The organism is Sphingorhabdus sp. 109 (assembly GCF_902506555.1).
Lineage (GTDB): Bacteria > Pseudomonadota > Alphaproteobacteria > Sphingomonadales > Sphingomonadaceae > Parasphingorhabdus.
In genome coordinates this window covers 2,211,594-2,224,478 of the sequence record NZ_LR732707.1, presented here as the reverse complement: position 1 = coordinate 2,224,478, position 12,885 = coordinate 2,211,594, and the positions used below count along the sequence as shown (strand labels likewise).

Below are 12,885 nucleotides of genomic sequence, written 5' to 3'. Positions count from 1 at the left end.
TTTATGAAGGTTTGGGAAATTGGCGGGCGCACCGGGATTGAAGGATTGCGTATGGCGGAGCGGACCGACCCGGTAGCCGGCCTTGGCGAAATATGTCTCCGGGTGACAGCAACGGGTCTCAATCACCGCGATCTCATGGTGTTACGTGGCGACTATGGCAGAGATCTGCCTCCGCATCGCATCCCCCTGTCCGACGGTGTGGGCGTGGTCGAAGCCGTTGGGGAAGATGTTTCACAATTTCAGGTCGGTGATAGGGTGATTGCGCCGCATTTCGTCAACTGGATCGACGGTCCCTATAATTATGCTATTTTTGCGGCCGATCTGGGCGTCACTGCCGATGGCTGGCTGGCCGAGAAAATAACCCTGCCAGCCAGTGCGGCGATAAGATTGCCCACGGAGGTCGACGAGCAGACGGCCGCGTCACTGGCGGTTGTCGCGGGCACGGTGTGGCACGCGATGGTGGCATTCGGTGCGGTCGAACCGGGAGAGCTGGTGCTCGCCCAGGGGACGGGCGGCGTGTCGATTTTTGCACTGCAGCTGGCAAAGGCTCTCGGTGCCGAATTCGCGATCACATCATCCAGTGAGGAAAAACTGGCGCGGGCGAAGGAAATGGGGGCCGACTATGTCATCAACTATCGCGATCGACCGGACTGGGCAGCCGCAATGCTCGAACAGACCGAAGGCCGTGGTGCCGACGTCGTCGTCGACACGCTGGGCTTTCCGGCCCTGGGCGAGACGGTGGCAGCTACGGCGGTCAATGGTCGTATCGGCACGTTGGGCGCCCTGTCTGGTACACCGCAGGCTACCGCCAGCGCCAGTCAGGGCGCAATGATCGGCAAGAATATAACGATCAAGGGACTCGCTTCTGGCAGCCGGGCGATGACGGCCGCAGCGGTGGCCGTTGTCGCGAAACATGGCATTCGCAATCCCGTGGACAGGAAATTCTCCTTCGGTGATGCGCCGGACGCATTCCATCATCTGGAAAGCGGTTCGCATTTCGGCAAAATTCTGATCCGCATGGACTGATCGCCCGGTTGCGGTGGCGGGACGGGAGCAAAGGCATCAGGTCTTGTCCGGTGATGATGAGGAACCGGCAGAATATAATCTCTCGCGAGGTCGCTGTTCAGCGCTTCAGATCCACCAGTTCATACCAGGTCATCATATAGCCGCCGACCCCGCCCTGGACAAAGATGCCATCCTCGTCGTCGGTGATCCAGACGTCGTAGGGCGGGTGTTCGCCGGCCATGCCGCCCGTTCCCGGAACGATACTGGCATCATCGACAAATTGCAGATGCTTGCAGGCAAAGGTTCCGGCTGCCACCGTCACTTCTTCCTTGCCCAGATAGACGGCACCGATCTTCACCTGCGCGATTTGCGGCGGCGTTGCGCCGCGATGATCGGGGGAGGGTAAATAACAATTGAGCAGTCGCTTATCCTGCGTCTCCCAGTCCTGAAGGGCAAGCATATAGCCGTCGGAAACGATGGGATGGGTGCCAAAGCCGGTTAGCGGCAGCTGCGCTTCCACCCGCTGCGAGAGGCGACCGATCGAGGGGCCGTAACTTTCCATCTCGATATGGCTGCCATCAAAACGCATCCAGCCGGACCCCATGAAAGCATCGCCGACCGTCAGCCGGACATGCAGGTCCATCGGCTGGTCCTTTTCATCGAGCGCATAGATGATGTCGCGCATGACCGTCGGCTCCGGTTCGTAAATTTCGCAATGTGCGCGCATCGTCACCTTGCCGTCCCCATGGCGCGTGAACATGAATGTCTCAAAGCCACGGTTCTGGCCCTGCATTTCCGGTTTGCGCGAGGTATATTCGAGGCGCCCTTCGATGATGCGATGCTTCATAACAATTTCTCCTTGTTTTTGTCATGCCAGCCGATTATTCGCTTGCCAAGAGGAATTTGTCCGGACAAATTACCAAATCCTTTTGAGCGACAGATTGGGGGCGCAGGCTATGGAATTTCTGACCGTGAATGAACTGAGCATTTTACGCTGGGTACATATTCTGGCGATGGTATATTGGCTCGGCGGGGAATGGGGTGTGTTCCAGACCAGCTATAACGTCACAAACCGCAATCTTTCTCTCGAAGAGCGCAAGCGGCACATGGAAACCGCCTACCGCATCGACATATTGGCGCGCACCGGCATTGTCCTGTTGCTTCCGCTGGGTCTTCACATGGGCAAGCTTTATGGCTTTGTACCCCTGCTTGAAGGTGCCGGTATCTGGTGGATGTGGTTGTTCTTTGCGATCTGGCTGGCGATGACCTGGACGGCATTTATCAAGCGCGAGACCGATATCGGGATCACCGTTACCATGCTCGAGGAAAAATTGCGCTATCCCTTGATCCTCGGGTTGTTCGTCGTTTCGTTCATGGCCTTCCAAGGCGCTGGACCGATTGAATCGGGTGAAGGAAACCACTGGTATCCGGCCAAAATGGCACTTTATGCCTTCGCACTCTGTATAGGTCTGTTCCTGCGGCTCGTCATGCGGCGCTGGACAGAACGGTTCCGGATATTGGCCCAAGGTCCAGATGCGGTGGAGGAAGCTGCACTCGAAAGAGAAATCGCCCAAGCGCGTATTTCCGCCTATATCTACTGGATTACAATTTCCGGTGTATGCTTCCTCGGAGCCGTAAAGCCCTTCTAGAAGATCGCCGGGCGCTCAGATTCTCCTGAGTTCCCGGCTGATGTCTTCCACCGGCGGCTCGGCCTGCCGCAGCTCATCTACCATCTGGTGCGGGCCGCGCATGACACGGTAAATATATTCGCGGATCATCGCGCCGCGCTCATAGGCGGCCTGCTTGTCTGGGACATAGTTTTCGATATCGTCCCGCGAAATCGCGCCCTTGGTTTCCAGCAACCGTTCGACCGTGTCCATCCGTTCGCGCAGCACCGAAACCTCACCGACCACCGCCATCAGGATTGACAGCATTCTGTCGTCTTCGGGGTTCGCAAAATATTCAGGTCGCTTGCCCTTGGCCTTTTTGTTGGCTGCCGCCATCCAGTCAAATGCTGCGTCGCTCACTCTGCTGCCTCCTGCATTTCGTTTGAATTTTTCCAGGCCCCATAGGCATGCCAGTAGGCAGCACGGCCGTGGTCCTCGTCTTCACCGGTAGGTGCTTCAGGAAAAATGTCCCGGTCAACAACGGCGCGCACACCGGTTTCGAATAGTTCCCCGGCACTGAAACCTGCAGCAACCATTTCCTCCTTCATGTCGAGCGAATGCATCGATGACCAAAAGGGTTCGTTATTGTTGAACGCATCCCAGTCGCGCAGGAATTGCTCGAACAACGGCATGCCTTCATGATATTCCGGCTGTTCGAGATGCAGCATCAACCCGTCGTCGGCGAGCACACGATAGCCTTCGGAGAGTATTCTCGGGAGTGATTTGCCGCTGGTTTCGTGCAGGAACATCGTTGTCTGTACCCAATCAAACGTTTCGTCGTCCCAGCGCGACAGATCTTCGGCGTTTGCCTGGATGAATCTGATGTTGGTCGCGCCCAGAGATTGGGCCCGTGCATGCGCGTAGCGCAGAATCGGTGCGGCGGTATCGATCGCAATAAATTCGCAGTTCGGGAATGCCAGCGCTAGCGGCACGATATTATGACCGACGGTGCAGCCGATATCGAGCATGCGGCGTGGCTCCCAGCCCGGACGGGTCTTCCTGATCCACTCGACCAATGCCTGCCCGCCGCCATCGGAGAGCGCTCCGAGGCCACCCGCGGTGGTGGCAAAAATTCCGCAATCATAGTTTGCACCCGCGGAAATATCTCCGGGATGCTCTTCGCCATGATAGCTGCCGGGCATGCAATGGATGTCGACCGCTCTCTGATAGCGGGGAACCTCGATTTCGGGATGTAGCTCCAGCGTCTCGCGGCCTTCGTTATACTGCCGCGCCTTTGCGTTGAGCTCGTCGATCTGGCGCAAAACCATTGCCCGCCCGTTTTGCTGGCGCATCTCCATGGAATTCCGTTTCAGGGCAGACCAGAATTGATGGAACGGGTCTTCATTCATCGCACGCCGGATCTCAAACCGGTCTTTCGGCTCGCGGCCTTGCTCCTTCTCGAACTTTGGCAACACGCGGAGGTCATAAGCGAGCTTGTTGCCGGGCGAGAGCGCACCGGACATGAATTTGTTGAAATTGGCGAGAAAATCAAAACGCGCACTTTCATCATGTGATGCTATCGGCGACACTCCATGTCGCGCTACAGCGTTATAGGGAGGGGCTACATCGAGCTTGCTGTCATCACTCATATCAGGTCATCCTTGATCATGCGTTCAATCACCTCTTCCTGGGCCCGCAGAAAATAGTCGCGGTCAGGAATTTGCGCATTTCCGTCTTTCATCAGACCATTTGCGCCTTGTATCCGTATTTCTCCATAAGTTGCAGCAAAGAGCTCCAGCCTCTGGCGAGCGAGAAAATTGGTCATTGCCGGCTTGCGGCGTGCAGCGCGCAGGGCGCCGAGATCAATGTCGGCGAAAGCGGTAAAGGTCTCGCCGCTGTTGGATTCGGAGAGTATTCTGCCTTTATAGTCCACGACCATGCTATTGCCGTCGGCCGACGCGAGGGGAAGCGTGGTATTTTCTATCCCCGCGGTATTGGCCGAAATCACATAGGCCATATTCTCCTGCGCTCTTGCCCGCTTGCCGATATCCTTGGGCGTGTCGAGCGGCGAGCCGATTTCCGAGCTGCTGTGGACGAAGATTTCCGCTCCGCGCAACGCGTGCGCACGGGCAATTTCCGGATAGAGAATTTCCTCAGAAGCGATGGCGGCCAGATTGCCGATTTCGGTTCTGGCGACCGGGAATACGCCGTCCAGTCCATAAATATCGAGATATTTCGACCACACATCATGCGGGGTAGGAGCGAACATGGAATTCAGGCGGCGGTAGCGCAATACCACATCTCCGGATGGCGCTATTATGAAGCTGGCCTGAAAGTAGATACCGGGAAAATTCCTGTCCACTTCATAGGCATTTCCTGCAATGAACATTTGCAATCGCTGGGCCATCGCACCGAGCGCTTCATATTCCGGCCCGTCTACTTCCAGCGCTGCCTTGTCGGCAAAATCGGGAATCGAAATGCGCCCGGGATAGCTGGTCAGCAAATATTCCGGCAATACGGCGAGTTTGACCGGGCTGCCGGCATATTGCTGGATGAAAATCGTCGCGGAACGGATCTTGCTTTCAATTTCCGCTATCATCGCCATCATCTGTGCGCGCGCTGCTGTCTTGTCGGGTGCCTTTTCCACGGATCGTGCAGCAAGCTGCATGGCGACGGCGGCATAGGTTTTCATATCTGTCATATCTTTTTCACTGTCATTCTTTCGTTCACTCGCCAACAGTCTGGCTGGAGCGGACGCCCATATCCCCGCTGCCAGAACCAGTCTGCGGTCTAAATCCATCGCCCCTAGAGACCCAGCGATCCCGGGTTCATCAGACCGCGGGGATCGAGGGATTTCTTGAGATCGACGAGCAAGGCATCGGCAGCCGGATCAAGACTGTCCCGATAGCGGTAGGTCCGGCCGATCTGGAAGTGAACCGCGCCGTGATCGTAGAAAAGATCGACCAATGCCTGCTTCATCCGCTGGGTGAATGCCCAGGCATCTGGATTGGCTTCCAGTTCCGGCAATTTCGCTAAATGGTTGTCTTCCACCGTATCGCGGTGCAGCGGATTTGGAGCATCGGGCCAGTACAGGCAAGGTTCTATGATCGTTCCCGATCCGCCCACTGCCGAAATCAGGGTGCCGGGGAAAATACCAAGTCCGTCCATTTCTTTCTTGTGACGGGCAAAAAGCGCATTGATTGCATCATAGCAGGCAACTGCCCCGGAGTGCGGCAGCAAACCGTGGATCGGAGCCCATCTCTGTCCTTCGGGGCCGAGCATCGAATTGAGCGGTCCGAATGGGTTTGCGCGGATGATCTTGGGAATTGTGTTTTCGGTTTCGGTTGCGCCATGGGCCAAAGCTATCGTGCGAGCGCGCTCAAGATCATCATCGGCCGCTGCTTGCAAACGCGCTTCGGTCAATACGTGCAACGAGAATTTGGCTTCGTCCATGAAGTCTCGTCCTGCCGCGACAACCTTTGCGCCTTCCTTGATCGCGCCCCAGACCGAACCCTGCTTCTTCATCATCTTGCCCAGTGCCTTGGCATCGCTGGCCAGACTGTCGCGTTTCATGCGAATGGCGTTGAGGCTGGGATCGAATCCGAAACATTCGGTAGAGACGCCGGCGCGCTCGATTTCGGCCATGGCAGCGAGCGTATGGGCGTGATTTTCAAAACTGAAGCTTGCGTAGCCATGGGCTTCCGCTTCCGGGATCAGACGTAACGTGATTGTCGCTTTCATTCCCAGAGCGCCTGTGTCAGCCAGAAAAATGCCCGTCAGATCGGGGCCATAAGGCCGGCTGAATTTTGCGCCGGTACACATGATCGTTCCGTCGGCCAGCACCATTTCCATCGCAACACAGCTTTGTGCCGCAGTGCCGTAGCGGCCCGATCCCCAGAATATGCCATTCTGACTCATTCCGCCGCCAATGCTGGCCTTGAGGCCGGACAAAGTTCCCCAGAAAGGAGTGCGCAATCCCTTTGGTTGCAAAGCTTTGTATAATTCCGCCCAGGTGCAGCCCGCTTCGACGGTCACCGTCCGGTCGGTCTCGTCAATCTCGAGAACCCGGTTCATCTCGGCAAAATCGAACAGTACGGCTCCCGGCTGGCTGGATATGTAACCGCCGGTGTAGCTCATCCCGCCCCCACGCGGAATGACCGCGATGCCCTGCGAAGTGGTCGCCGCTACAGCTGCTGCCAGTTCATCCTTGTTTCTGGGCCTAACCACTGCGAGCAGATCTGCGCCACGTTCGTAGATATCATGGGCGTAAAAATCGAGCGATGCGGAGTCAGTCAATATTGTTACGCCAGTGTCGGCAATCTGATCGATTGCATCAGAATGGATTTTGGTTGCCATCAACTTGCCTCCGTCGCGAGTTTGTTAGAAACGGATGCTTCCGGCAGGTTGTCGGGGTAGCGACCCAGCAACAACAGCAAGCTGCCGCCGGCGACGAAAGCAAACACAGCCACAGAAAGGACCGGATCGTAGCTTCCGGCCGTATCCCTCACATTGGCGTATAGGATCGGCGAAAGGGCCGAGAAAAATCCGAACGGCATATAGAGCATGCCGTAAATCTTGCCATAATGGGCCATGCCAAAATAACGTCCGGTGAGATAGGCGATCAGATCGCTCTCGGCGCCGGCAGCGAAGCCCAACAGAAAGCCGGCTAGCGCAGCCATCGGAAAAGTGATGCTTCCGCCTAGCAATATATAGCAGGAAATCGCCGGCAGGCAGAGCAGCGGAAAGGCGACAAACCCTGCCCAGAATCGGTCGAGCAGCGCTCCGGTGATGATGCGTCCCGTCAGAATTCCGATTCCGAGCACGCCCATCACCGATGCTGCGGTTTGCGCTTCCAGTCCGCGATCCGACAACATCGCCGGCATGTTGATAAAAGCTCCGCCAAAAGCAGTCGCGATGATCGCGATCGACACCCAAATCAGCCAGAAGCGATAATCCTTCAGCGCGCTGCCGAGCGTTACGCCGGTCAGATGTCCGGTGGCGCTGGTAATGGCTTGCGGGCGTTCGTCTGTGCGCGGTTCGCGAAACAGAAAATATCCCAGCGGCAGGGCGATGAACAATGGCAGGATAGCGATAATCGCAAACATCGACCGCCAGCCATAATTTTCGATTCCCCAGACCGCTAACTTGGGCACAACAATCGCCGCGAGGCTCGTTCCCATCAACAGAATTCCCAGAGCAAGACCGCGATGCCTGTAAAACCACAGATTGATCGCACGACTCCAGCTCACTGGCGTCGAACCGATACCGACCAGGCCAACCAGTACCCACAAGGCATAATAGATATATAGCGTGGAGGCTACTTTCGCTGCTGGGGTGAGCGCAATCATTCCGAAGGATATTCCAAAGGCCAGGAGTGAATAAAGCGCGACTTTTCGGACCCCATATTTGTCTGCCAGAGAGCCGAAAAATGGTGCCAGCAGCGATGCGATGATACCGAAAATAGTGATCGGCATGAGAATCTGGGTGCGAGTCCAGCCGAACTCGCTGATCAATGGTTCTACCGTGAAACCGATGACGTTGAAGGGAATCGGGGAAGCGCCGCAAGCAACGCCCAGCACACTGGCGAACAGCACCTTCCAGCCCAGAGCAAATTCACTGCGTTCTTCTGTGGTTGCTACCATTGAAATTCACTACCCATAATTTGTCCGGACAACTATACCGTTGTCAGTCTATTATACCAGCAGAAAAAAGGCGAACCGAAACGCGCGTCTTTGGTTCGAGCGGCGCTGGCGGGTCCGGTTACCAGACTATGGGCGCGATATTTGTCCGGATAATATTGTCGGGTGAGGCTAGATTGCCAAGGTATTGATTCGAAAACGCGGCATCCGCCTGCCGGTTTGAGGTAAAAAGGATTGGGAAAATAATATTATGGATTTCATGATCATCAGTTTTTACCAGCTTCTGGTGTTTCTGCACATGATCCTGTTTGTTCTTTGGCTGGGGGCAGATGTCGGTGTCTTCATGTTGGGGCAGCACTTCCGCAAGCGGGAACAATATGACCTGCCGCAGCGGCTGGTGTTGCTGCGATTGCTCGTTAGTCTCGACATGGTACCGCGCTCTGCCTGGGCGCTCATGGTGCCGTTAACCCTGACCATGGTCGATGCCGGTGGCTGGTGGGACCTCCCCGTCTGGGCGTTGGTCGTGGCATGGGCTGTTGGCGGCGGCTGGCTATGGCTGGTCTGGGACGCGCATCGTCATGACCAGACCGATCGGGCTGCTCGCGATCGCAAGATCGAATCGCTCCTGACCATCGGTCTTACCATCTTCTATCTCGGTCTGGGGCTGGTCTCCCTTGCGCTGGGCAGCCCCCTGGCTCCCGCATGGCTGGCGACCAAGGCCTTGATGTTCGGCCTGATCTTTGCCGCCGCAATCATGATCGACCTGACCTTCAGGCCGGTGGGGCCGCAGCTTGGCAAGCTGATTGCGGAAGGCTCTTCGGACGAGACAGAAATTCCCTTGCTGGCGACCATGAACCGGACCCGTATCTGGGTCTGGATCGTTTATTTGCTGCTCTTGGCAACAGCATTTCTTGGCAATATCAAGCCATATTAGCCGCAAGGCGGAGGCAAAAAAAAAGGCCGGTCTGCCGACCGGCCTTCCAGGGAAAAGAGAGTTTCTGCCGATTATTTTTCGTCAGCCGCTGCGGCCCGTTCGGCGTCGATCATTTTCTTGAATACGGTCCAGGTCGTTTCATTGGGACGCGGATCGTCGCCTGGCGGCGGTGCGGTATATTCAGGATGATTCAGTGCAATCTCGTCCTTGATCACCTTTGGCAGGTCATCATATTTCTTCAGCTTCGCGCCCATCGCATTGAACACCATTTGACCCTGACGCCCGCGCATTTTCATCCAGGGCATCCAGTCGGAAATACGGACCCAGCTTATGGTCGGATAGGCCGTCGGATATTTGGTGTCGAGCATTTCGTCGGCCAGCATCGCGAAGTCAAAAATCTCCATCGCGTGATATTTATTGCCGACATAATCCTGAAAGTCACCCGCCAGAACATTGTGATAGAAAAGTGGCACTTCCATAGGAAGGAAAAGCCATTTTCCCTGTTTCCGCAACGTCGAGATCGTAAAGGGCTTTCCGTCGGCGGAATAAGGAAAGCTCGGGCGGCCATTTACGGGATCGTTGGCGATCTGCATGACATCAACTGTTTCGCCACTCCAAGGATTTTTCCAGGTTCGCAGCACTTCGTTGGTTGCCGGATCGAGATAGAACATGACTTCGCGGCTGACCTGACGATAGCCAACCCCGCGCTTGGGATCCTCGACGCGTACACACTGGCGGATATTCATGCCTTCGCCATTGAACAAATGTCGGTCCGGTTCGCCGCTGACGCGCGAATAGACCTTGCCCGACCAATAATAAACCGCTGGCACACCATCGGCCTCGCCACATTGTGTGCGCTTCATGATTTCAAGCGCATCTTCCGGCTTGGCGGGATCCAGCGTACGCGCCCCGGCGGGCGCTGCCAAAGTGGTTGCGGCACCGATTGCCAGTGTGATTGCGAGTTTAAAATTTGCTTTCATGGACTGTTCTCCGGAAGTGAATTGGGTGATTTAATTTCACTTTCAGGTTGACTTTAGATTTGTCCGGACAAATTGTGAAGGGGCAATATCGAAATTTCAAACATTGGACATGATTATCACATTCACCAACTTTCTTTTCGTCCCGGCAAACCGCCCCGAGCGTTTTGAAAAGGCGGTCGCGAGCGGCGCAGATTTGATCTGTATCGACCTAGAAGACTCGGTTCCGTCCGATCAAAAGGACATAGCAAGGGAGGCTGTGCTGACAGCTCTTGCCGGTATCGAGCGGAAAAAAACGGCGGTCCGAATCAACGGATTAAGAACCGAGGCGGGTCTCGCCGACCTTTTGGCACTGGCCCATACCGATCATCCGCCATCGCTTGTTTTCCTGCCAATGGTCGAAAGTCCGGCCGAGGTCGAAATCGTATGGAATATTATCGGCGACCGGGTCGAAGGACTGATTCCGCTGATTGAAACGGTCAAAGGATTGCGTGCCGGCGATGCCATAGCGGCGTCCAAAGGGGTGACCGCAATGATGTTTGGCGGGGGTGATTTCTCTGCAGAGCTGGGGACGAAGCTTGAATGGGAGCCGTTGTTCGCCGCGAGAGGAGCCTTCATCATGTGCTGCGCTTCGGCACGGGTAGTAGCGATTGATGTCCCCTATATCGACATGGCAAACGAATCGGGTCTCGCCGAGGAATGCGCCCGGGCGAAGGCCATGGGCTTCCATGCCAAAGCCGCGATACATCCAAGGCAGCTGGCCGCGATCGATTCGGCCATGCGTCCAAGTGAAGCAGAAATTGCCGAAGCGCGCGAAGCGTTGGCCGCCTTCGAACAGGCCGGCGCCAGGGCAATCAGCCATAATGGCCGAATGCTGGAAGCGCCCGTCATGGAAAGATATCGGCGGATCGTGGCATCCGTCTCCTCAGACCAACTTGAAAATAAGGAACCATAATTATGCGTGATGGAGTTATTGAAGTCAGTCCCGGACGTTTCCGCGAGACATTTGGCCGCTATTTCGAGGATTTCGAAGTTGGTCACATTTACGAGCATCGCCCCGGCCGGACGATTACCGACACCGACAATGTGCATTTCACCTTGTTGACGATGAACACCCATCCGGCCCATTTTGACTATGAATTCGCGAAGAAGACGGAATTCAAGAAGCCGCTGGTCTGCTCGCCGTTGACCGTTGCACTGATGGTCGGAATGAGCGTTTCGGACACCAGCCAAAAGGCGGTTGCCAATCTTGGTTGGGACAAGATCCGCCTTACCCATCCGCTGTTTCCCGGCGATACGCTTTATGCAGAGAGCGAAGTGCTCGACAAGCGCGAGTCGTCTTCCCGGCCCGAGCAGGGCATCGTCACGGTGAAGACGATCGGCAAAAACCAGGATGACAAGATCGTGTGCACATTCGAGCGGACTATGTTGATCTGGAAACGTGGCTTCGGCGGCGCTGACGACTAGATTTCGCGAATAAGGAATATGAAAATGGCCAATGCCGCAAAGATGAATCAAATCCGCACGATCGATCCCGACGACGAACGCGCCTTCATGGACGCGATCGAGAAATGGGTCGAAGGCGAAGTCAAACCCGTGGTGATGGAGCATGACCACGGTGATATCTGGCCCGAAAAGCTCGTTGCACAAATGGCAGAAATGGGGCTTTTCGGTGCGACCATCGGCGAGGAATATGGCGGCCTTGGTCTGCCCGCGACCACCTACGCCAAGATCATCGCCTATATTTCCTCCTACTGGATGGCGATCACCGGAATCGTCAATTCCCATCTGATCATGGCGGCCGCGGTCGAACGTTTCGGAACCGGGGAGCAGAAAGCGAAATGGCTGCCCAAATTTGCCAGCGGCGAAATTCGCGGCGGACTGGCGCTGACGGAACCCAATGCCGGCACTGACTTGCAGGCGATCCGCACCGTGGCAACCCGTGATGGCGATGATTATGTGATCAACGGCACCAAGACCTGGATTTCCAACGGCATCAAAGGCGAGTGTTTCGCATTGCTGGTGAAGACCGATCCCAAGGCCGATCCGCGCTACAAGGGAATGAGCCTGATGATCGCGCCCAAGGGGCAAGGTTTTGGCGTCGGCAAGAAATTCGACAAGCTGGGCTACAAGTCGATCGACAGCGCAGAGCTGACGTTCGATAATTATCGTATCCCCGCAGAAAATCTAATCGGCGGTGTTGAAGGCCATGGTTTTTTCCAGGCCACCGGTGGTCTCGAGCTTGGCCGGATCAACGTGGCTGCGCGGGGCGTCGGACTGGCCGATGGTGCATTGCGGCTGGCAACAGAATATGCACAGTTGCGCGAAACCATGGGCAAGCCGATCTGCGAGCATCAGGCGATCCAGCTGAAACTGGGCGAGATGGTCACCCGGGCTCGCGCCGCCCGGCTGCTGACTTTGGATGCCGCGGAAATTTATGATCGTGGCGAGCGCTGCGACATGGAAGCCGGCATGGCCAAATATTTCGCTTCCGAAGCAGCCGTGCGCAATTCGGAGGAAGGGCTGCGGATCCATGGTGGCTATGGCTATTCGAAAGAATATGACATTGAGCGTTATTATCGGGATTCCATCCTGATGTGTATTGGCGAGGGAACCAATGAAATGCAGCGCATGATCATCTCGAAACAATGGGTGAAAAGGAATCCGGCCTGATGGGATCGGGAAAGCCGGAATTTTATTACCTGTCTTTGCAAACTTCAGGA

13 protein-coding genes are annotated in these 12,885 nt (G+C 56.0%); 6 read left to right on the top strand and 7 right to left on the bottom strand.

All coding sequences use genetic code 11. From position 1 onward, the window contains the following. Positions 1-3 precede the first annotated feature (3 nt). A complete protein-coding gene (locus tag BOSE62_RS10500) occupies positions 4-1,026 on the top strand; it encodes a zinc-dependent alcohol dehydrogenase family protein (RefSeq protein WP_159645764.1) in 1,023 nt (340 codons plus the stop codon). Between the two features lie 97 nt (positions 1,027-1,123). Here BOSE62_RS10500 and BOSE62_RS10495 read toward each other — a convergent pair whose 3' ends face one another. After that, positions 1,124-1,852, bottom strand: coding sequence for a hypothetical protein (locus BOSE62_RS10495; protein ID WP_159645761.1), 729 nt, complete (start codon positions 1,850-1,852; stop codon positions 1,124-1,126). A gap of 109 nt (positions 1,853-1,961) precedes the next feature. Between BOSE62_RS10495 and BOSE62_RS10490 the strand changes: the two genes are divergently transcribed. Continuing rightward, positions 1,962-2,654, top strand: coding sequence for a hypothetical protein (locus BOSE62_RS10490; RefSeq protein ID WP_159645758.1), 693 nt, complete (start codon positions 1,962-1,964; stop codon positions 2,652-2,654). 15 nt (positions 2,655-2,669) lie between these two features. Here the strand turns inward: BOSE62_RS10490 and BOSE62_RS10485 are convergent, their stop codons facing one another. The 5 genes from BOSE62_RS10485 to BOSE62_RS10465 form a co-directional block, all read right to left on the bottom strand. Further along, positions 2,670-3,032: a hypothetical protein gene (locus BOSE62_RS10485; protein WP_236553986.1), complete on the bottom strand. Its 363-nt coding sequence runs from the start codon at positions 3,030-3,032 to the stop codon at positions 2,670-2,672. Beyond that, complete coding sequence (locus tag BOSE62_RS10480) at positions 3,029-4,261, bottom strand: class I SAM-dependent methyltransferase (protein WP_159645755.1); 1,233 nt, start codon at positions 4,259-4,261, stop codon at positions 3,029-3,031. Before BOSE62_RS10480 ends, BOSE62_RS10485 begins: the two co-directional genes overlap by 4 nt. Further along, on the bottom strand, positions 4,258-5,313 hold the full coding sequence (locus BOSE62_RS10475; protein WP_236553984.1) for a nitrilase-related carbon-nitrogen hydrolase: 1,056 nt from the start codon (positions 5,311-5,313) through the stop codon (positions 4,258-4,260). The genes BOSE62_RS10480 and BOSE62_RS10475 overlap by 4 nt, the downstream gene beginning before the upstream one ends. A 104-nt stretch (positions 5,314-5,417) precedes the next feature. After that, on the bottom strand, positions 5,418-6,968 hold the full coding sequence (locus tag BOSE62_RS10470) for an FAD-binding oxidoreductase (RefSeq protein WP_236553982.1): 1,551 nt from the start codon (positions 6,966-6,968) through the stop codon (positions 5,418-5,420). After that, complete coding sequence (locus BOSE62_RS10465; protein WP_159645746.1) at positions 6,968-8,254, bottom strand: MFS transporter; 1,287 nt, start codon at positions 8,252-8,254, stop codon at positions 6,968-6,970. The genes BOSE62_RS10470 and BOSE62_RS10465 overlap by 1 nt, the downstream gene beginning before the upstream one ends. A 247-nt stretch (positions 8,255-8,501) precedes the next feature. On the opposite strand from BOSE62_RS10465, the gene BOSE62_RS10460 reads away from it, so the two are divergent. Further along, positions 8,502-9,185, top strand: a complete 684-nt coding sequence (locus BOSE62_RS10460; RefSeq protein ID WP_159645743.1) for a hypothetical protein — start codon at positions 8,502-8,504, stop codon at positions 9,183-9,185. Positions 9,186-9,256: 71 nt separating this feature from the next. Here the strand turns inward: BOSE62_RS10460 and BOSE62_RS10455 are convergent, their stop codons facing one another. Then, a complete protein-coding gene (locus BOSE62_RS10455) occupies positions 9,257-10,165 on the bottom strand; it encodes a DUF1838 family protein (protein ID WP_159645740.1) in 909 nt (302 codons plus the stop codon). Positions 10,166-10,274: 109 nt separating this feature from the next. Here BOSE62_RS10455 and BOSE62_RS10450 point away from each other — a divergent pair, with 109 nt between their 5' ends. The 3 genes from BOSE62_RS10450 to BOSE62_RS10440 are packed head-to-tail and all read left to right on the top strand — an operon-like array spanning position 10,275 to position 12,835. Continuing rightward, positions 10,275-11,117 (top strand): HpcH/HpaI aldolase/citrate lyase family protein, encoded by an 843-nt coding sequence (locus tag BOSE62_RS10450; protein WP_159645737.1) that lies wholly within the window; start codon positions 10,275-10,277, stop codon positions 11,115-11,117. Positions 11,118-11,119: 2 nt separating this feature from the next. After that, the gene (locus tag BOSE62_RS10445; protein WP_159645734.1) at positions 11,120-11,629 is read left to right on the top strand and encodes a MaoC family dehydratase; all 510 of its coding nucleotides are present in this window, start codon (positions 11,120-11,122) and stop codon (positions 11,627-11,629) included. Between the two features lie 24 nt (positions 11,630-11,653). Next, positions 11,654-12,835 (top strand): acyl-CoA dehydrogenase family protein, encoded by a 1,182-nt coding sequence (locus tag BOSE62_RS10440; protein ID WP_159645731.1) that lies wholly within the window; start codon positions 11,654-11,656, stop codon positions 12,833-12,835. Positions 12,836-12,885: the final 50 nt, after the last annotated feature.